Raw genomic sequence first — 22,884 nt, forward strand, 5'->3', positions numbered from 1 at the left:
CGCTCCCACATGGGTTTTGCGCATGACTGGCGGTTACGCGATAGCCGGGCTGTGCTCCAATAGCTGTTCAAGTTCGTCGAGCAACTCTTCACCGCGCAGCAACTCGTAGTGCCCGCCCGCCAACAGACGGTCCGTACCGTGTTGGCCCACCTGGGCCTCGAACACCCGGCGTTCGTCGTCGCGCCCGGCCATCCACCATCGATGGGCACCGACCTGTACCTTCGGCAATTGCCGCTGGGCCAGGGCGAGTTGTTTGAGCGACGAGCCGGTGGCGAAGATTTGCGTCAGTTCACTGGTGCCCAGCGCTGCGTGGTCATTAGAGCCATGCATCGCCGCTTCGATCACCGCGGCGGCACCTTCGCGCTCGTTGAGGCCTTCGGCTTTCAAGGCAATCAATGCCTGTGCTTGTTCAGACGGTTGACCGAGGACAAACTTCAGGAAGTCGGCCAGGTCTTCGCGCCAGTCCCCCGCTTCGGCGGTACCCGCCACATAACTGTCGACCAGCCCGGCAAAGGCCACCGTCTGCCCCTGGCTCTCCAGTTCATGGGCGACCAATTGCGTCAGCGCGCCACCCAGCGACCAGCCGAGCAGGTAGTACGGGCCTTGAGGTTGTTGTGTACGGATTCGCTGCACATAGGCCTGCGCCATCGCCAGCAACGACACATCCTGCCATTGCGGGTCGAGCAGCATGCGGCATTGCAGGCCGTACACCGTGCGCCGGCCTTCCAGGCGACGGGCCAGCGGCTCGTAGTCGAACACCGTGCCGAACCCGGCGTGCAGGCAGAACAGCGCCGGCACCTTCGCCACCCGACCATTCAAGGCCAGCAACGGGTCCGGCGCACTCGAAGTCTCGGCAGCCTGGTAGCCGCTGAGTTCAGCGATGCAGGGTTTCTGCATCAGGTCGCGCAGTTTCAGTTCGAAGCCCAGTTGCGGCTGGCTGCGCACCCGCGAGATGACTTTAAGCACCTGCAATGAGTCGCCGCCGAGTTCGAAGAAATTGTCGTCGATGCCCACTTGCGGCACGCCCAATACCTCTTGCCAGATTGTCGCCAGCGCGCATTCCAGCGCGTTACGCGGCGCGCGGTAACCGCCAAGCGTCCATTCCGGCACCGGCAGTGCACGACGATCAAGCTTGCCGTTGGCCGACAGCGGGAAGCGCTGCAGCACCAGGATCCGCGCTGGCACCATGTAGTCCGGCATCTGAGTTTGCAGCTCGGCCTTCAAGCGCCGATCCAGCCCGGCAGCGGCAGCAGCGGCCGCCACTACATAACCGACCAACTGTTTGCCGGTGGGCGTGTCGTGCACCACCACGGCGGCATCCTGCACCCCTGCGCAATCACGCAGACGGGCTTCGATCTCGCCCAGTTCGATACGGAAGCCGCGAATCTTCACTTGCTGGTCGAGCCGGCCAAGGTAGTCGATCAACCCACACTCGCGCTGGCGCACCAGATCGCCGGTGCGGTACATGCGACCACCGGCCGCGAACGGATCGGCAATGAAACGCTCGGCGCTCATGCCCGGTCGCTGGTGATAACCCCGTGCCAGGCATTCGCCGCCCAGGTACAGTTCGCCGCTGACACCGACCGGCAACGGATTGAGGTCGGCGTCGAGGATGTACAGGCCACGGCCCGCCACACCACGGCCAATCGGCGCATAGGCCGCCTCGCAGGTTTCGCTGGCTTGCGCACGCCACAGCAACGGCGTGACCACGGTTTCGGTCGGGCCATAGCCGTTGACCAGGCGTTGCGGACGCAAGGCGCGCTTGACCTGCTCGAAGCTGGCGTCGGGCACCGCATCACCGCCAAAGCAATACACCTCGACCGCCGGCGGATTGCCCAGACGCTCGGCCACTTCGGCCATCTGTTGCAGGTACGCCGGCGGGAAGCAGGCGACGGTGACGTTTTGGCGGTTCAGCACCTCCAGGGTCTGTTCCGGGGTCCACAGATTGTCTTCACGAATCACCAGGCTGCCACCGGCCAACAGCACGCTCAGCCAGCGTTCCTGGGCACCGTCGAAGGCGAACGACATGAAGTGCAGTTCGCGGCTGCGCGGCGCCAGTTCGTAGAGGTCGATGATGCCGCGACAATGCCGGGCAATCGGTCCACGTTCCACCGCCACGCCTTTGGGCTGGCCGGTGGAGCCGGAGGTGTAGATCAGGTACGCCAGGTGTCCCGACAGTGGATGGGAAACCGGGCACTCGATGTTGCCAACCAGGCTCGTCTGATCCAGCAACACGCGTGGCGGGCTGTCGGCCAGTACCAGGCGATCATCCAGGTCGCTGTCGCACAGCAGCAGGCTGGCGGCCGAATCATCGAGCATGTAGGCCAGGCGCTCGGCCGGGTATGACAGGTCCAGCGGCAGATAGGCCGCGCCGGCCTTGAGCACGGCAAGGAACGCGACGAGGGTGCGTTCGGAACGGGGCAAGGCTACCGCCACCAGGCTTTCCGGGCCAATGCCTCGACTGATCAACAGCTGCGCCAGCGCATTGGCCTGCTGTTCAAGATCGGCGTAGCTGACTTCACGATCCTCACAGAACAAGGCGATTTTCTGCGGTTGGTTGCGCACATGCTGATTGAAGCTGTGCAGCAGATCAGGGTTGTCGCTGCAGCCTTGCGGCAGGCTCACGCGCGCTTCGGGCAGGCCGATGTTACCGAGCAGACAGTCCGCATCCTCTGGCAACGCACGCAGCAAACCTTCCAACTGTGCACGAATGCGCTGCACTTGCTGTTCACTGAAGCGATCTCGCAGGTACAGGTACTCGACTTCCAGGCCCTGATCGTTGGCGCTGACCATCAAGTCCATCGGGAAGTTGGTGACGCCGCCGCTGCCGACTTCGGCGAAGCGCAGCTCACCTTCCTCGCCCCCTTTCAAGGCACGGTCCACCGGATGGTTTTCAAACACGATGATGCTGTCGAACAGACCCTGGCCACCCTGCCCCGCCCAGCGCTGGACGTCGGACAATGGCGTGTGTTCGTAGTCGCGCACGGCCAGGTTGTAGTCCTGCAAGTCGCGCAGCCACTCGCCCAGCGGCTGGTGCGGGTCGAGGACCTGAATCACCGGCAAGGTGTTGATGAACAGGCCGAGCATGTCCTCGGCACCGGCCAGCCCCGTCGGCCGCCCCGCCACCGTGGCCCCGAACGCTACGCTGCGTTGGCCGCTGTGCCGTTGCAGCAGCAACAGCCAGGCGCCTTGCACCAAGGTATTGAGGGTGACGCGCTGACGTTTGGCGAAACGGTGCAACTTGCGCGTAGCCTCGGCGTCGAGGTCGCTGTACATCACGCCGTGGCCGGAACCTGCGGCACCCGAAGCCGAGGCCAGGATGGTCGGTGCCTCGAGCGACGCCAGGCGCTCACGCCAGAAGGTTTCTGACTGCGCCTGGTCCTGGCGCTGCAACCAGGCGATGTAGTCGGCGTAACGCCCGGTCAGCGCCGGCAGGCTGTCGTGGTGGTACAGGCGCAGCATCTCGCCCAGCAGGCGCGAGGCACTCCAGCCATCGAGCAGCAGGTGATGGTAGATCCAGATCATCTGGTACCGTTCTTCACCCAGGCGCACCAGGATAAAGCGCATCAGCGGCGGGCAGCTCAGGTCGAAACCCTTGGCCTGTTCGGCGGCGGCCAGTTCGCCCAGCGCCTTTTCCGTGTCGCGGTGCTCACGCCAGTCGAGTTCCTCGATCGGCAACTCGACGCTGGCGAACACCGCTTGCAGCGGATCGGCCAGGCCATCGCGCCAACGGAACGCGGCGCGCAGCACTTCATGACGCTCGATCAAGGCTTGCCACGCCGCGCGGAATCGCGGCACCTGCATGCCGCCCACCGCCACGCTCAACTGGTTGACGTAGGGGTTGAGCTGCGGCGATTCGAGGCAATGAAACAGCATGCCCTGCTGCATCGGCGACAGCGGATACAAGTCTTGTAAGCCTTCGCGGGCGGTGGAATCGATGTGCGGCACCAAGGAAAATTCCTCGACTGCAGGCACTTCGACCAACACGGCTTCACGACGGCTCGCCACCGCGGCCAGTGCACGAATGCTCTGCTGCTCGAACAACTGCTTGGGACTGAATACCAGCCCGCGCTGCCCGGCCCGGCTCACCGCTTGCAGCGAAATGATCGAATCACCGCCCAGTTCGAAGAAGTTTTCGGTGACGCCCACCGAGTCCAGGCCGAGCAAGTCCTGCCAGATGTCCACCAACAGCGCTTCGGCAGGCGACGCGGCGGCCACTTGATCCTGAGTGTGTCGAGTCGCCTCAGGCGCTGGCAAACCCTGGCGATCGAGCTTGCCATTCGGCGTCAGCGGCAACGCGGCCAGGCACATCAGATGCGCCGGCAGCATGTGCGCCGGCAAGCGGCTGCGCAGGTGCGCCGTCAAAGCGTCACGCAGCGCCTGCTCGTCAGCCAGTGGATCGCGCGGCACCACGTAGCCCACCAGTTGCCGGCCCACCGGACCGTCGCGATCAATCACAAAGGCTTCACGCACGCCTTCATGTTCGAGCAGGCAGGCTTCGATTTCGCCGAGTTCGATACGGAAGCCGCGAATCTTCACTTGCTGGTCGATACGGCCCAGGTATTCGACGACACCATCGGCACGGAACCGCGCCAGGTCGCCACTGCGGTACAGACGCGCCCCCGGCACGAACGGATCGGGCACGAAGCGTTCGGCAGTCAGGTCAGGACGCTGGTGATAACCACGGGCAACGCCCTCGCCGCCCAGGTACAACTCACCCGCCACGCCAACCGGCAACGGCTGCAAACTGCTGTCGAGGATGTAGGCGCTGCGGTTGCCCACCGGCCGGCCAATCGGCATGAACGCCGAGTCGAATTCGGTGTCCGGATAGGCCTGCCAGATCAGCGGCGTGATCACCGTTTCGGTCGGGCCATAACCGTTGATCAAGCGCTTGGGTTGCAGGACTTGCTGCACTTCGTCGAACGCATGCTTGGCCATGCCCTCACCGCACGGGGTGTAGGAGCGGATCGGCAGGTCACGCCCGGCTTCGCCCATGAAATCGGCGATCTGCCCCAGGTAGGTCGGGGTGAAACAGGCGATGGTGATACCGTGCTTTTCGATCTCGGCGCAGGTGCGCTCCACGCTCCACAACTCGTCGTCGCGCGGCATCACCGCCGAACCGAACACCAGGGGCGTCAGCCAGCGCTCGTGGGCGCCGTCGAAGCTGATCGAGGCAAATTGCAGTTCGCGGTCGTCCGGGGTCATGCCGTACAACTCGCCGATCTTTACGCAGTGCATGGCCAACGGGCCGTGGGCCACGCTGACGCCTTTGGGCCGCCCGGTGGAACCGGAGGTATAGATCAGGTAGGCGAGGTTTTCTCCACAGGTCAGGTTGACCGGGTTGCTGTCAGGCATGCCCGCCAGCGCTTCGCGGTCGATTTCCAGCACCGGCAAGCCTTCGGGCAGTGGCAGTTTTTCCCGCAGCCAGGATTGGCTGACCAGCAGGCAAATACCGCTGTCGTCCATCAGGTAGCGCAGGCGCTGCGCCGGGTAGGCCGGGTCCAGCGGCACGTAGGCGCCTCCGGCCTTGAGGATCGCCAGCAGGCCGATGATCATCTCTGGCGAGCGCTGCATGGCCAGGCCGACCCGCACTTCCGGGCCGATACCCAAGGCGCGCAGGCGATGGGCCAACTGGTTGGCACGGCGATTGAGTTGGTCGAAGCTCAGCTCGAGGTCATTGAAGATCAGCGCCGTGGCGTCAGGTCGGATAATCGCCTGGGCCTCGATCAGTTGATGCACGCACAGCGGATTTCTTTCTGCGGTGAACGGCGGGTTCCACTCCAGCAATTGCTGCGTGCGCTCCACCTCGGTCAGCAGGTCCAGCTCGCTCAAGGCCGCTTGTGGTGCAGCCACCATCGCCGTCAACAACGCGGCCAGGTGCTCGCTCATGCGCACAATCGCCTTGTGGCCGAAGTGGCTGCACTGGTAACTCCAGTTGATACTGAGTTGGTTTTCCACGGTGGCCGCCAAGGTCAGCGGGAAGTTGGTGCGCTCGTGGTTTTGTGGAATCGAGAAACTCACGCCAGCCGGTGCGCCCTGCTGCAAGGCCTCGGCCACCGGGAAGTTTTCGAACACCAGCAAGCTGTCGAACAGTGGCTCGCCGGCCCGTCCGGCCCAACGCTGGATATCGCCCAGCGCGGTGAATTCGTGTTCACGCAGTTCCAGGTTCTGCGCCTGCAAACGCGTCAGCCATTGCTCGACACTTTCGACGGCGTCCGGACTGCTGATCACCGGCAGGGTGTTGATGAACAGCCCGAGCTGGCTTTCCGCCCCCGGCAAATCCACCGGACGCCCCGCCACCGTGGCGCCGAACGCCACGCTGCGTTGGCCGCTGTAGCGTTGCAGCAGCAGTGCCCAGGCACCTTGCACCAAGGTGTTAAGCGTCACTTTCTGCTGACGGGCAAAGTCGCTGAAGCGCTTGCTGGTGGCGACGTCGAAGGTCTGGCGGTGATCGGCAAATACGTTGTCCGACAGATTGTTATGGGTCAGGCTTTCAGCCAACAGGGTCGGGTTGTCGAGTGTCGCCAGTTGCTCGCGCCAGAACAGCTCGTCGGCCTGGGCATCCTGACGTTGCAACCAGCCAATGTAGTCGGCGAAACGCCCGGTTGGCGCCGCGACGTCCTGACCGGCATAACGCTGCAGGACTTCACTGAGCAGCAGCGAATGGCTCCAGCCATCGAGTAGCAGGTGATGGTGGGTGTAGATCAGTTGCTGGCGCTCGTCGTCCAGACGCACCAGGGTCAGGCGCATCAGCGGTGCGCGGGTCGGATCGAGTTGCAGGCGTTCGCTGTCGGTCAGTTGCACCAGCGCCTCGGCCTGATCGACGCGGTTGCGCCAGTCGAGGCAGGTCAGCGGCAATCGCAGGTGACGATGCACCAGTTGCACCGGCGCCTCGAAACCTTCGGGGAAGTGGAAGCTGCTGCGCAGGATCGCGTGGCTGTCGAGCACGGCTTGCCAGGCACGGCCCAAACGATCGGCATCGAGGCCACGGGCTTCGACACTGAGCTGGTTCACGTAGGCGCCGGATTCGGACTCATACAGGCTGTGGAACAGCAGACCCGCCTGCATGGGCGACAGCGGGTACACATCCTCGATCTGCCCGGGCGGCACTGGCAGCGCGTCGAGTTGTGCCTGGCTCAAGCGCGCCAGCGGGAAGTCCGCCGGGGTCACGCCTCCCGCTCCGTCACTCAGGCAATGGTCGATCAGCGCCAACAGTTCAGCGCAGAAATCGTTCGCCAGGGCTTCGATTTCGCGCAGCTCGAAGCATTCGCGGCTGAAGGTCCAGTCGAGTTTCAGTTCACCGCCATAGACCTGGCCGTCCACCGACAGCCAATTCGGCAACGGCGCATGCGCCGACTGCGCAGCGCCGCTGGATTCGCGAGCCGGCGTGAACAAGGCATCCTTGGCAAAGCTCTGGTCGAACTGGCCGAGGTAATTGAAGGTCACCCGGGCCTGTGGCAATGCCGTCAGGGCCGCTTGCGCCGCTGCATCGCCCATGTAGCGCAACAGGCCGTAACCCAGGCCTTTGCCGGGGATTTCTCGCAGTTGTTGTTTGATCGCCTTGATCGAGCCGCCGAGGTCGGCGGTCGGCGTCAGGCGCACCGGGAACAGGCTGGAGAACCAGCCGACGGTGCGGGTCAGGTCGATGTCGTCGAACAGCGCTTCGCGGCCATGGCCTTCGAGCTGGATCAGCGCCGACTCGTTGCCGGTCCAGCGGCTGAGGGTACGCGCCAATGCGGTCAGCAGCAGGTCATTGACTTGAGTGCGATAGGTCGCCGGCGCCTGTTGCAGCAGTTGGCGGGTCTGCTCGCGGTCCAGACCGACGCTGACGCCTTGGCGCAAATGCCCGGCCTGATTCGCTTGTGCATTGGCCAACGGCAACGAGTCACTGGCACCGTGCAGATGGCTCTGCCACCCGCTCAATTCCTTCATGGCCGTTTCGGACTTCGCATAAGCATCGAGCTTTTCGCCCCAGGCCTGGAAGGCACTGCTTTTGGGGGGCAGTGCCTGGCCTTGATAAGCGGCCTGCAAATCTTCCAGCAGCACCCGCCAGGAAACCCCGTCCACGGCCAGATGGTGGATGACCAACAGCAAACGCTGGGCTCCATCGGCCTGGGCGATCAGCGCCACGCGCAGCAATGGCCCGTCTTGCAGGCTGAGACTGCGCTGGGCTTCGTCGCACACCGATTCGAGCGACGCATCGCTGGCAACGCGAGCGGTCCAGAGCATGTCGATGACATCGGCACTGTCAGCGCCGACGTAGCGCGCCGACCATTGCCCGTCGACCTGGCTGAAACGCAAGCGCAGGGCATCGTGTTGCTTGAGCACCCGTTGCAAGGCGCCTTGCAGGCGTGGCAGTTCGAGGGTTTCGCGCGGCGTCAGCAACACCGCCTGGTTCCAGTGGGCGCGCTGCGGGATAGCTTGCTCGAAGAACCAGCGCTGGATCGGCGTGAGTATCTGCACGCCGTCCACCGGCCCTTGATGCGCCAGGGGCGCCGCCTGTTCTTTCACGACAGCGGCCAGGGCCTGCAAGGTCTGCTGCTGGAACAGGTCGCGCGGTTGCAAGCCGAGACCGGCACGCCGTGCGCGGCTGACCACCTGGATCGAAATGATAGAGTCACCGCCCAGTTCGAAGAAGTTGTCCTGGCGCCCGACCTGCTCCAGGCCCAGCACGTCCTGCCAGATCTGCGCCAGCACGCGCTCGTGTTCGCTGCGCGGGGCTTCGAACCCGCGCTGGCTGACCTGCGCGGTGGGGGCCGGCAGGCGCTTGCGCTCGAGTTTGCCGTTGGGGCTCAGGGGCATGTGTTCGATCAGCACGGTCTGCGCCGGCACCATGTAGTCCGGCAGGCTGCCGAGCAGATGGCTTTTCAGGGATTCGCGCCAGCTGCCTTGCTGCACCGCATCGGCACCGAGTAACGCACGATCCTGCGGCACGATGTATGCCACCAGCTGCTTACCGCTCGGGCCATCGAGGGCCAGCACCACGGCTTCCTGCACGCTGGCATGTTCTTGCAGGCGCGCTTCGATTTCCCCCAGTTCGATACGCAGGCCGCGAATCTTCACCTGATGGTCGATCCGCCCGCCGTACTCAATGGCGCCATCGGCACGGTAGCGCGCCAGGTCGCCGGTGCGGTACAGACGTTCGCCGCTGCCAAACGGGTCGGCCACGAAACGCTCGGCGGTCAACGCGCCACGGCGATGATAACCCCGGGCCAGGCCGATACCGCCCAGGTACAGTTCGCCCACCGCGCCCAGCGGCAAAGGTTGCAGTTCGCTGTCGAGGATCAAGGTGCGCAGGTTGGCGATCGGCCGGCCGATCGGCACGCTGTCGCGGCTCTCCTCCACACAGGTCCAGTGGGTCACGTCGATCGCCGCTTCGGTCGGGCCATACAGGTTGTACAGTCGGGCTTGCGGCAGAGCGCGCAGAGTCTGGCGTTGCAGTTCCATCGGCAATGCTTCGCCGCTGCAGATGATGCGGGTCAGTGAGGTGCAGGCCAGCGCCTCATCGGCAGCGATGAAGGCCGAGAGCATCGACGGCACGAAGTGCAGCGTGGTGATGGCTTGCTCGACGATCAGTGCAGCGAGGCGTTGCGGATCGCGATGCTCGCCTGGAGCGGCGATGACCAGCGTCGCACCTTTCATCAGTGGCCAGAAAAACTCCCAGACCGACACGTCGAAACTGAAGGGCGTCTTTTGCAGCACGCGGTCGCTCGGCAGCAAGTTGTAGGCCTGCTGCATCCACTCGAGGCGGTTATGCAAGGCTACATGACGGTTGCCCGCGCCTTTCGGTTTTCCGGTGGAACCGGAGGTGTAGATCATGTAGGCGAGGTTTTCGCCGACAGCGAGGTTGGGCAGATCATCGCCCGGCAGTTCGCTCAGCCACTCGGAATGCGCTTGCAGGCACAGGGTGCGCACGCTGTCCGGCGTCGGCAGTTGCGCCAGCAGGTGCTCCTGGGTCAACAGCAGGGCAATGCCGCTGTCCTCGATCATGTGATCCAGGCGATCGAGCGGGTATTGCGGGTCCAGCGGCACGTAGGCGCCGCCCGCCTTGAGGATCGCCAGCAGGCCGACGACCATTTCCAGCGAACGCTCGCAGGCGATCCCGACGATCACTTCCGGGCCGACACCCTGGGCGCGCAAGTGATGGGCCAGGCGGTTCGCCCGCTGGTTGAGCGCGGCGTAGCTCAGGGACTGGCCCTGGAACACCAGCGCCGTCGCCTGGGGATTTTCCACCACCCGCGCTTCGAAATGCCGCTGTACGCAGACTTCGCCCGGATAGTCTTGAGCGGTGTCGTTGAGGTCGTCGAGGATGCGCAGGTGCTCGTCGGCATCGAGCAACGGCAATTCGGCCAGCGGGGTTTGCGGGTTCGCCAGCACCCCGGCCAGCAGGTTGCGCCAATGCCGGGCCAGGTGCTCGATGCGTTCGGCGTCGAACAGGTCGGTGGCGTAGGTCAGGCTGGCGAACAGCTTGTCGCCCTCTTCCTGGGTGTCCAGTTGCAGGTCGAACTGGGTGGTGTGCGCCGTGGCGTTCAGCGCCTCGACCTGCAAGCCGGCCAGTAAGCCGCTGACCGCTGCGGGTTTGGCCTGCTGGTGGTTGAACATCACCTGGAACAACGGGCTGTGGCTCAGGCTGCGTTCGCCTTGCAGCGCCTGCACCAGGCGCTCGAACGGCAGGTCCTGGTAATCCTGGGCATCCAGGGCAAAGGCGCGGGTCTGGTCGAGCAGTTGACTAAACGGCAGCTGGCCATCGAGTTCGGCGCGCATCACCTGGGTGTTGACGAAAAAGCCGATCAAACCACGGGTCTCGGTGCGATTGCGGTTGCCGATCGGCACACCGATGCGCAGGTCGGATTGGCCGCTGTAGCGATAGAGCAAGGCCTGGAAACTGGCCAGCAACAGCATGAATGGCGTGACGCCGCGCTGTCTGGCCAGGGACATCAGGCCGGTGGCGAGCGTGGCATCCAGGGCGAAGTCCAGACGAGCGCCGTGCTGGCTCGGTTGTGCCGGACGCGGGCGATCGGTGGGCAACGCCAGCAACGGCTGTTCGCTGCCGAGCTTTTCACGCCACCAATCGAGTTGACGTTCAAGCTCGCCGGCTTCCATCCAGCGCCGCTGCCAGGCCGCATAGTCCGAATACTGGATCGGCAACGCTGCAAGTCCAGCGCTCTGGCCTTGGCAATGGGCCGCGTAGAGCCTTGAGAATTCGTCGACCAGCACGCCCATCGACCAGCCATCAGTGACGATGTGATGCAGTGTCAGCACCAGCACATGATCATCAACGTCCAGCTGTAAAAGGCTGACGCGCAACAGCGGGCCGTGTTGCAAGTCGAACGGCCGGGCAATCTCCGCCTCGACTTTTTTCATCGCCGATTCAAGGCGCAGCGCCTCGGGCTCGGCGCGCAGATCGTGCTGTTCGATGGGCAGCGTGTTGAAGCTCGCCAGGGCTTGCATCACCTGGCCGTCTTCCTCGACAAAACGGCTGCGCAGGCTCTGATGACGCTCCAGCAGCACGTCGAAACTCTGTTGCAGCGCCGCAAGATTCAGTGGCCCCTGCAGACGCAGGGCCGCAGGAATGTTGTAGGCGCTGCTCTGCGGGTCGAGCTGCCAGAGGAACCATTGACGCTGCTGCGCATAGGACAATTCGAAAATCGCTTGCGGCGTGGTGGCGGGCGGGATCGGCAACTGGCCGAAGCTCACGCCCTGCTCCTGCATTTTTGCCAGAAACTCACGGCGCTTGTCGGCCGGCAGGCCAGCGAAGCGAGAGGCGATACGCGAGGCGGTGCTGTGTTCCATCAGTTGATCTCCATCTCGTCCAGAAGCGACTCAAGCGCATCCAGGCGTGCAGCGTTGTCAGTCGGGGCTTGTTGCCAGGCGTTGGCGGCATAAGCCTGAAGGTCGTTGCTTTCGAACAGCACGCGCAGCGGCAGCTCAATGCCCAGTTCCAGTTCCACGCGGGCACTGGCCTGGGCGGCGAGCAGCGAATGCCCGCCCAATTCGAAGAAGTTGTCGCGCCGGCCGATCCGGGCAACGCCCAATACCTCGGCCCAGATCGCCGCCAGTTGCTGTTCGAGCTCGCCTTCGGGGGGGGCGAACGGACGCTGCCAGGTTTCGGCATCCGGCACCGGCAAGGCCTTGCGGTCGAGCTTGCCGTTACTGGTCAGCGGTAAGGCATCGAGCAACGACCAGTGCCTTGGCACCATGTAATCCGGCAGATCGACGCTGAGTGCGGCGCGCAGGGTGTCGCGCCAGGCGATCGGATCATTCGGAGTGAGTTCGGCGACGACGTAGGCGCACAGCTGCGGACCGCCGTCGTCGACGTGCACGCTGATCACTGCCTGACGCACGCCCGGCTGCGCCAGCACGGCCGCTTCGATCTCGCCCAGTTCGATACGGAACCCGCGGATCTTCACTTGCTGGTCGATCCGCCCCAGGTAGTCGATGCTGCCGTCGACACGTTGGCGCGCCAGGTCGCCACTGCGATACAGGCGTTGCGCCGCATCGAAGGGACTTGGCACGAAACGCTCGGCGGTCAGGCCGCTACGCCCGTGATAACCGCGCGCCAGGCCGACGCCGGCGATGTACAGCTCCCCCGCCACGCCCACTGGCACCGGTTGCAACTGGCTGTCGAGCAAGTACCAGCGCAGGTCGCGAATCGGCAGGCCGATCGGGCTTTGCGCCTTGCCATCGAGGTCGGCCAGGCGGATCGCGCGGTAGGTCACGTGCACCGTGGTTTCGGTGATGCCGTACATATTCACCAGCGTTGGTTGCTGGTCGCCGAAGCGTTCGAACCAGGGACGCAAGCTGGCCACTTCCAGTGCTTCGCCACCGAAGATCACCTGACGCAACGCCAAGGGGCGTGGGCTGGCGCAGGCGATCGGCAACAACTGGCGGAACGCGGTCGGGGTCTGGTTCAGCACCGTCACCCCTTCATCGCAGAGCAAACGGTGAAACGCCTGCGGTTCGCGGCTGATGTAGTACGGCACGATCACCAGGCGCCCACCGGTGCACAACGCGCCGAATAACTCCCACACCGAGAAATCGAAGGCGTAGGAGTGGAACAGGGTCCAGACATCGTCGGCGCCGAAATTGAATTCGCCAGCAGTGGCCGAGAGCAGGCGACCGACGTTGCCATGGCTGAGTAAGGCGCCTTTTGGGCGGCCTGTGGAGCCGGAGGTGTAGATCACGTAGGCCAGATTGTCCGGGGTCGCCAACGGCGCCAGGTTGTCGGCGCTGTAGGGGGCCAACTGCAATGCCGCCAGGTCCAGGACCTGCACGCCTTCGCGGACCGGCAAGCCGTCGATCAGGTGAGATTGGGTCAACAGCAGTTCAATGCCGCTGTCATCGATCATGTAGCTCAGGCGCTCGGCCGGGTATTGCGGGTCCAGCGGCACGTAGGCGCCACCGGCCTTGAGAATCGCCAGCAAGCCGACCACCAGCGGCATTGCCCGCTCGGTGGCAATACCGACCCGCACTTCGGGGCCGACACCCTGCTCGCGCAGTTTGCGAGCCAGGCGATTGGCCTCGGCGTTGAGCGCGGCGTAGCTCAGCTGCTCGCCTTCGCTGGTCAGTGCGATGGCGTCCGGGCGTTGCGCGGCCTGGGCTTCGAACAGCTGATGCAAGGTGGACGATTGCGCTTGTGCCTCGAAGGTCGGGTTCCAGTGCTGGATCAATTCGCCGTATTGCGGTGCTTGCAGCAGCGGCAGTTCGGCGACGCGCTGCTGTGGGTTTTCGACCACTGCGCGCAACAGGTTCAACCACTGTTCGGCGAAGCGCTGCATCGAGGCCTCGTCGTAGAGGTCAGTGGCGTAGCTCAGGCTGGCGTCCAGTTCATCGCCCTGCTCCTGGGTATCGAGCACCAGATCAAATTGCGCGGTATGCTGCTGCCAGTGCAGACGCTCGACCTGCAAATCGGCCACCGCGCGCTCGACACTGGCGCCCAGTTTTTGCTGATGGTTGTAGAGCACCTGGAACAACGGACTGTGATTGAGGCTGCGGTCCGGTTGCAGGGCATCGACCAGTTGCTCGAACGGCAAGTCCTGATGAGCCTGGGCGTCCAATGCCGTTTGCTTGACCTGTTGCAGCAACTTGCTGAACGGTTGTTGCCCGTCGATCTCGGCGCGCAGCACCTGGGTATTGATGAAGAAGCCGATCAGGCCTTCGGTTTCCAGGCGCGAACGCCCTGCACTTGGCACCCCGACACTGATGCTCGACTGACCGCTCTGGCGGTGCAGTACGGCTTGGAAACTCGCCAGCAACAGCATGAACAGCGTCACTTGTTGTTCATGCGCACGCTCGCGCAAACCGGCCAGCAACTGGCGATCGATGTTCAACATCAGGCTGGCACCGCGCTCGCTACGCCGTGCCGGACGGGTCAGTTCACTCGGCAACTCCAGCGGCGCCTGGCTACCCGCCAGTTGCTCGCACCACCACGCCAGTTGCCGCGCGCCCTCGCCGGCCTCCAGCCAGTCGCGTTGCCAACGGGCGTAGTCGCTGTAAGCCACCGGCAGTGCCGACAGGTTGGCCGCACGCCCTTCAACGGCAGCTTGGTATAGCTCGCTGAATTCATCGACCATCACCTGCATCGACCAGCCATCGGCGGCGATGTGATGCACGGTAAGCACCAGCACATGGTCTTCGGCGCTGACGTGCAGCAGCATACAGCGCCACAGCGGGCCGTTGCGCAGATCGAACGGCCGGGCGATTTCTGCGGCCACCGCAGTGTTGATTGCCGACTCATTGATTAGCTGTTCGCTGAACTGCAACGGCAGCTCGACATGCACGACTGGACGGGCCCGCTGACCATCCTGATCGAAGGTGGTGCGCAGGGTTTCGTGGCGAACCTGCAACCGGGCGAAGGTGTTGCGCAGGGCCTGGCGGTTCAGCGGGCCTTTGAGGCGCAGCGCCGCCGGAATGTTGTAGGCCGCGCTGTGCGGGTCCAGTTGCCAGAGAATCCACTGGCGTTGCTGGGCGTAGGACAGCAGGCGCGGCTGATCGTCCGATGCGCGTTGCAGCGGCGGTTGGCCGCTGAGGTTCGCTTGCGCAACGCGCTCGGCGAACTGCGCCAGATTCGCCGCCGAGAACAGGCTGCTCACCGACAGCTCGAGTTGCAGTTGCTGGCGTACACGGGAGATCACTTGCAGCACCAGCAACGAGTGGCCGCCGAGCTCGAAAAAGTTGTCGTCGCGCCCCACCTGCTCGACCTGCAACACCTCCTGCCAAATGTGCGCCAGTTGCGTTTGCAGCCCTGCGGCGGGCGCTGCGTAGGCACGTTGTGCATCGCCCGCTTCAACCCGTGGCAAGGCCTTGCGGTCGAGTTTGCCGTTGTTGTTGAGCGGCAGGCTGTTCAGCAGGACCATCTTGTTGGGCACCATGTAATCCGGCAATGAGCGTTGCAGGACGGCTTTGAGCCCTTGCAGGTATTGAGCCTGCGAAACCACCGCGCGGCTGGCGACGACGTAGGCCACCAATCGGCTGCCGTCCTGGGCGATGACGGCGGCTTCGCGCACCTCGTCCCGGGCCTGCAGGCAGGCTTCGATCTCGCCCATCTCGATGCGAAAACCGCGAATCTTCACTTGGTGGTCGATACGCCCGACGTATTCCAGGTCGCCATTGGCGTTGTAGCGTGCCAGGTCGCCGCTGCGGTACAGCCGCGCGCCCGGTTCGCGGGCGAAGGGGTCCGGGAGGAAACGTTCGGCGGTCAGCGCCGGGTGGTCGAAATAGCTCTGCGCCAGGCAGGCCGGTGCGCCGATGCACAACTCGCCGACGCCATCGGCCGGCAGCAACTGACCGGCCGCATCCAGCACATACAGCGCCCGGCCGGCAATGGCGCGACCGATGGGGACGCCGACTGCATCGCTGGCATCCTCCAGGCGGCACTCATGCACGCTGGACACCACGGTCGCCTCGGTCGGCCCGTAGGTGTTGAGCAGGCGCACGTGGCTCAAACCCGCCTGATGCCACAGGCGCAGGCCTTCCACCGACATGGCTTCGCCACCGACGTGCACCTGGCGCAAGTCGCCAAGGCTTGGCACTGCACCGCTGGCGCATTCGCGGGCCAGCAGGAACCAGTAAGCGGCCGGCAAGTCGGCCACTGTCACGCCCTGCTCGACGATTTGGGTGGCCAGGCGGCCAGCATCCCACAGCTCTTCGCCGCGCATGATCAACGTTGCGCCGACGCACAACGCCGGGAAGCACTGCTCGACGAAGCCGTCGAAGCTGAAGGTGGCGAATTGCAAGACGCGATCGGTGGGTGACAGTCTTGAGTAGTCGGCGGCGGTCTGGCAGAACTCGCGCAGGGCGGCGTGGGTGATGGCTACGCCTTTGGGTTGGCCGGTGGAGCCGGAGGTGTAGATGATGTAGGCGAGATCTTCGGCGGCAGGGAGGGCCTCTTCGCGAGCAAGCTTCGCTCCTACAGGGGTTGTGCTGTCTTCGAGGGTTAGGCGTTGTACGTTTGGCACATCTTCGAGCAGGCCGGATTCGTGGAGCAGCACGTCGAGGCGGCTGTCGTTGATCATGTAGGCCAGGCGTTCGGTTGGGTATTTCGGGTCGAGGGGCACGTAGGCCGCGCCGCTTTTCAATGCCGCCAGCAGGCTGACGATCAGTTGCGGACCGCGACGCACGGCCAGGCCGACACGCTTGCCGGGGCCGGCGCCGTTGTCGATCAGGCGCTGGGCCAGGTGGTTGGCTTGTGCATTGAGTTGGCCGTAGCTCAGGGTGTGGCCGTCCACCTGCAATGCCAGTGCACCGGGCGTGGCAGCGGCTCGCGCGGCGATCTGTTCGTGGGCCAGTAGCGTTGTGGATAACTCGACCGCAGGTGGCTGGCTGATCGTGAGCGTCGCGTTCTTTCCATCGACGTCCAGCAGTTCCAGCGCGCCCAAAGCCGCCTGCGGCGATGCCACCAATTGCATCAGCAGGTGCTGCAAATTGGCTGACAACTGTGCGATCTGCGTCGCGCTGAAACGCGCCGCGTCATAACTGAATTGCAGCCCCAGGCCTTCGCCCAATTCAATGCCCAGGGTCAACGGATAGTGGGTGCGCTCATGGTTGTGCAGGTTGGCGAACGACAACCCGGCCGGCGCGCCCTGTTTCAGCGCTTGGGCGACGGGGAAGTTTTCGAACACCAGCAGGCTGTCGAACAACGCAGCCCCCTGCTGCCCCGCCCAGCCCTGAATGTCGTACAGCGGCACATGCTCGAACTCGCGCATGGCCAGGTTCAGGCCTTGCAGTTCGCCCAGCCATTGGCTGACGGTCTGGTCCGGTTTCATCGCGCACACCAGCGGCAAGGTGTTGATGAACAAGCCCAGCTGTTGTTCGATCCCCGGCAACGGCGCCGAACGTCCGGCCACGGTGGCGCCGAACACCACGCAATCCTGGCCGGTGTAGCGTTGCAGCAACAGGCTCCAGGCCGCTTGCAGCAGGGTGTTGAGGGTGACTTTGTGCTGGCGGGCGAAGTCGGCCAGATGCTGGGTGGCGCGGCAGTCGAGTGTGAGGCGATGCTCTTCGCTGCCCGTCGCGTCTACCGGTGGACGCAAGGCTTCAGCCAGCAAGGTCGGCGCTTGCAGCGGTGCCAATGCGGCTTTCCAGAACTGCTCGCCGGCAGTTGCCGATTGCTGTTGCAACCAGCCCAGGTAGTCGCGGTATTGACCGGCTGGCACTGGCAGCGGCTGGCCGGCGGCGTAGTGCTGGATCACTTCGGCCAGCAACTGTGCGTTGCTCCAGCCGTCCATCAAGATGTGGTGGCTGGTGTAGATCAGGTGCCAGGCGTCAGCGCCGGTGCGCACCAGTTTCAGGCGAAACAACGGCGCCCTGCCCAGCTCGAAACCTTGCGCGCGCTCGGCGTCGGCCAGTGCGTCGGTGTCAGTGGCTTCAAGCACTTGGAGCGGCAACGCGACCTGTCGGGCAATCGCCTGATGTGCGGTATCGAGGCCTTGCCAGTGGAAGCTGCTGCGCAGACTGTCATGACGCTCGACCGCGGCTTGCCAGGCGCGGGTAAATCGCTCGGTGTCCAACCCGCCGATGTCCAGGCGCAACTGACTGATGTAGGCGCCGACCTGTGGCTCGTACAGGGTGTGGAACAGCATGCCCTGCTGCATCGGCGACAGCGGGTACAGGTCTTCAAGATTGGCAATGGCGAGCGGCAGCCCATCCAGTTGCGCCTGATCGATGCGCGCCAGCGGGAAGTCCGATGGCGTGGCTTGCGCGGCTTCAAGGGTGCAGCAATGTTCGATCAGCGCGATCAGTTCCTGCGCGTAAACATCGGCCAGTCGCTGGACGGTCGCAGTGTCGAACATCTCACGGCTGAAGCCCCAGCTCAGGGACAACTCGCCGCCGTAGACCTGACCTTCAACCACCAGCCAGTTGCCCAGTGGAGCCGACGGGTCCTGCGCGATGCCGTTGCCTTCGGTAGACGGGGTGAACAACGCCCCTGCTTCGAACTGACGGTCGAACTGCCCAAGATAGTTGAAGGTGATGCGCGGTGGCGGCAGCGCCGCCAGTTCGGCGCGTGCCTGTGCGCTGCCAAGGTAGCGCAGCGCGCCGTAGCCCAGCCCCTTGTCCGGGACGCTGCGCAGTTGTTCCTTGATGGTTTTGATCGACGCGCCGAGATCGGCAGCGGGTTTCAGGTTGACCGGGAACAGGCTGGTGAACCAACCCACGGTGCGCGTCAGGTCGACGTCATCGAACAGGTCTTCGCGGCCATGGCCTTCGAGCTGGATCAGCGCGCTGCCTTGCCCGCTCCAAAGGCAAACGGCGCGGGCCAGTGCGGTCAGCAACAGATCGTTGACCTGGGTGCGGTAAGCCGCCGGGGCCTGTTGCAGCAGCTTGCGGGTTTGCTCGCTATCGAGCTTGAGTTCGAGTTTATGTTCGAAGCGGTTTTCCAGCGCGCCGTTCGGGCGTTCGCATGGCAGGTCATCTGGCGCGTCTTGCAGTTGGTTCTGCCAGTGGCCGAGGCTGCGTTCAAAAACTGGCAGATGCGACTGCAAGCGCGTGCCCCAGCGCTGATACGAGCTGGTTTTTGCCAATGCGGCGCCGCCGTTATAGAAGTGCTGAAGGTCCTCCAGCAGCACGCGCCAGGACACACCGTCCACCGCCAGGTGGTGAACCACCAGCAGCAAACGCTGGCTGCCGTCGGTCATTTCGACCAGCAGTGCGCGCAGCAACGGGCCGTTTTGCAGGTCGAGACTGCGCTGGGCTTGGTCGCACAAGGTGCTGAGCTGCTCGACCGATTGTGCCTGGCGTTGCCACAGCACCGAGTCGGTGGTCGGCGCGGCATAGGCCTGCTGCCAACCGCTGTCAGTCTGCTGATAACGCAGGCGCAGGCTGTCGTGATGGGTCAGCAAATGTTCCAGGGCACGATCCAGCGCTTCGACGTTCAACGCCTCGCGCGGTACCAGCAACAGCGACTGGTTCCAGTGCTGACGCACAGCGATAGCCTGCTCAAAGAACCAGTGTTGCACCGGCGCCAATGCCACCGCACCGCTGGCCGGGCCCTGGTCGAACAGTTGTTGCTCGCCACTGCGCGCTGCCTGGGCCAGGCAGCGGATGGTCTGGTGCTGGAACAGGTCCTTGGGGTTGAGCACGATCCCGGCCTGGCGTGCACGACTGACCACCTGCATCGAGACGATGGAGTCGCCGCCCAGTTCGAAGAAGTTGTCTTCCAGGCCGACGTTGTCAATGGCCAGCACGTCCTGCCAGATCGCCGCGAGCGAAATTTCCAGGGCACTGCGTGGCGCGACGTGTTCGCGTTGTTGCTGGCTGCCGTCCACCGCCGGCAGCGCCTTGCGGTCGAGCTTGCCGTTGGGGGTCAGCGGCAGTTGCTTGAGGAACAGCAGGAACGCCGGGACCATGTAGTCCGGCAGGTGCTGACGCAATGCCGCTTTCAGGGATTCGCGCAGTAGCCCTTGCGCGTCGAGGTCGTCCAGCAACGCCGAGTCGCTGGGCACGATATAGGCCACCATCTGCTGTCCGTTGATACTGTCCTGGGCCAACACCGCCAGTTCGCGCACCGCGTCCTGTTGCAACAGTCGCGCTTCGATTTCACCCAGCTCGATCCGAAAGCCTCGGACCTTGACCTGATGGTCGATCCGGCCAACGTACTGCAGGGTGCCGTCGGCCTGATAACGGGTCAGGTCACCGCTGCGGTACAGGCGTTCGCCGCTGCTGGAAAACGGATTGGGCACGTACTTTTCAGCGGTCAGGCCTGGCCGTGCCAGGTACCCACGGGTGATGCCCGCACCACTGAGGTACAGCTCGGCGGATACGCCTTGCGGCACCGGTTGCAGATCCGCATCCAGCAGATAGCTGGCGGTGTGTTTGAGCGGGCGGCCGATGTTGGCCTGGCCAGCGGCCTCGCGGCGGGTCCAGGTGGAATAGGTGGTGTCTTCCGACGGACCGTACAGGTCAAAGACGTGCTCGACGCTCGGCTGCCGGTACAGCGCGTCCACCAGGCTTTGTTTCAACGGTTCACCGGCGAGGTTGATGATGCGCACGCTCGGCGGGATCTGCCCGTCGTGCTGCAACGCATTGATCGCCGACGGCACAGTGTTGATCAAGCGCACCTGATCCCGGGCCGGCAGCTGCAGCAACTCCAGGGCGTTGCGGGCAATGATCAGCGATCCGCCGTTGGCCAGGGTGACGAACAGTTCCCACACCGACAGGTCGAAGCACACCGAGGTCGAAGCCAGCACGCCTTGAATGTCGTCGCGGCTGTACACCGATTGCGACCAGTCGATCAGCGCCAACACGTTGCGATGGGCAATCGCCACGCCCTTGGGCTTGCCGGTGGAACCGGAGGTGTAGATCACGTAGGCCAGATTGTCCGGCATGACGCCGGTGACGGGGGCGCTGATGGGGTAAGCCGCCAACGAGAGGCTGTCCATCAGCAGTACTTGGGTATCGCTCGCCATGCTCAGGGTTTTGGCCACTTGCGCTTCGGTCAGCAGCACCAAAGCACGGCTGTCTTCAAGCATATAGGCGACGCGTTCGACGGGGTAATCCGGGTCCAGCGGCACGTAGGCACCACCGGCCTTGAGCACCGCCAGCAAGGCCACCAGCAGTTGCTCGGAACGCTGCATGGCCACGCCGACCCGCACTTCCGGGCCGACGCCGAGCTCGATCAGCTTATGTGCCAGGCGATTGGCTTGCTGGTCGAGTTCGCCATAAGTCAGCTGGCGGGTGGCGAAGGTCACGGCAAGCGCATCCGGGGTCGTAGCCGCTTGCTGTCCAATCAACTCATGAATACAAAGGTCCTGGGCGAAACTGCCGTCGGCCCGGTTCCAGTCATGGACGATGAGTTGGTATTCGGCTTGTTCCAGCAGCGGCAGATCGCTGATGCGCTGCCGTGTATCGCTGACCATGCCCTGTAACAGGTGCGTCCAATGTTGTGCCATGCGCGCGATGGTCGCGGCGTCGAACAGGTCGTTGGCGTAGGTCAGCGCGGCGTGCAGCTTGCCGCCCTTCTCAAAGGTGTCGAGCGTGAGATCGAACTGGGTGGTGCGCCCTTGCCACTCGATCGTTCCCAGCACCAGGCCGGACGCCGTGGTCACAGTGGAAATGTCCGCGACCTGCGGCTGGTGGTTGTACATCACCTGGAACAGTGGTGTGTGGCTGAGGCTGCGGGTCAGGTTCAGCGCTTCGACCAGGCGCTCGAACGGCAGGTCCTGGTGGGCCTGGGCGCCGAGTGCGGTTTGCTTGATGCGGCGCAACAGTTCGTCGACCCGGGTCTGGCCGTCCAGCTGCGTGCGCAGCACCTGGGTATTGACGAAGAAACCGATCAGCCCTTCGATCTCGGCGCGGTTGCGGTTGGCGATCGGTACGCCGACGCGGATGTCGGTCTGTCCGGTGTAGCGGTGCAGCAGCACGTTGAAGGCGCCGAGCAGCAGCATAAACAGAGTGATGTTGTGTTTCTGCGCAGTGGCCCGCAGTTGCTCGGCCAGCTGTCCGTCGACGGCGAACTCATAACGGCTGCCGCAATAACTGGGCATCGCCGGACGCGGGTGATCGGTGGGCAGTTCCAGCACTGGGTGCTCGTCGCCCAGTTGCGTCTGCCAGTAGTCGAGCTGACGCGCCTGTTCGCCCGCTTCCAGCCAGCGGCGCTGCCACAGGGCGTAGTCGCTGTACTGGATGGGCAACGGCGGCAGTTGCGGTGGCGTCCCTGCATCGAAAGCGTCGTAGCAGCGGATGAATTCGTCGATCAGCACGTTCATCGACCAACCGTCGGACACGATGTGGTGCAAGGTCAGCAGCAGGACGTGTTCCTGTTCGGCGAGCTTGAGCAAGGTGACGCGCAGCAACGGGCCACTGCCCAGGTCGAACGGCAGCACCGATTGGCGCTCGGCGGTTTCGGCCACGGCCTGCTCGCGCTCGGCGGCCGGCAAGGCACTGAAATCCACCTCTTCGATCAGCAGCGGCGCCGCGGCCGGCACTTGCAGCAGGCTGTCGTCGGCCTGCACGGCGAACACCGTGCGCAAGGTTTCGTGGCGCGCCACCAGGTTGGCGAATGCCTGTTGCAGCGCCAGCGGGTTCAGACGGCCAGTCAGGCGTACCGCACCTGGCAAGTTGTAGGTGCCGCTTTGCGGGTCCAGCTGCCAGAGAAACCACATACGTTGCTGGGCGTACGACAGCGCCTGGCGATCCTCGGCCGCAACGCCCGCAGGAATCGGAAACCGGGTGAAATCCACGCCCTCCTTGTGCAAGGCCGCAAGGAACATCTGGCGCTTTTCCAGGGGCAACCCGATAAACCGGCGAGCAAGTTTCAAGGAGTCTTCAGCATTCATTTCTCAGCATCCGGATCAGTAGGCAGGAAGCACAAAGGCACGTCGTCCCTATGAAACGAATGCAAACCGGAAAAATTAGCGAATGAGAACAACGATCAGGAAGGAAAACCAT

At 64.1% G+C, this 22,884-nt stretch carries 2 protein-coding genes; both read right to left on the bottom strand.

Going from position 1 to position 22,884, the window contains the following annotated elements:
* Nucleotides 1-33 precede the first annotated feature (33 nt).
* Nucleotides 34-11,793 (bottom strand): amino acid adenylation domain-containing protein, encoded by an 11,760-nt coding sequence (locus tag CGA21_RS16680; RefSeq protein ID WP_188264636.1) that lies wholly within the window; start codon nucleotides 11,791-11,793, stop codon nucleotides 34-36.
* Complete coding sequence (locus tag CGA21_RS16685) at nucleotides 11,793-22,772, bottom strand: non-ribosomal peptide synthetase (RefSeq protein ID WP_188264637.1); 10,980 nt, start codon at nucleotides 22,770-22,772, stop codon at nucleotides 11,793-11,795. Before CGA21_RS16685 ends, CGA21_RS16680 begins: the two co-directional genes overlap by 1 nt.
* Nucleotides 22,773-22,884: the final 112 nt, after the last annotated feature.

This window comes from Pseudomonas sp. PSB11, from assembly GCF_014596605.1.
GTDB lineage: Bacteria > Pseudomonadota > Gammaproteobacteria > Pseudomonadales > Pseudomonadaceae > Aquipseudomonas > Aquipseudomonas umsongensis.

Bases quoted from the DNA above. Each gene is read 5' to 3' on its own strand.
- CGA21_RS16680 (WP_188264636.1), bottom strand. From the start codon at position 11,793: ATGGAACACAGCACCGCCTCGCGTATCGCCTCTCGCTTCGCTGGCCTG.
- CGA21_RS16685 (WP_188264637.1), bottom strand. From the start codon at position 22,772: ATGAATGCTGAAGACTCCTTGAAACTTGCTCGCCGGTTTATCGGGTTG.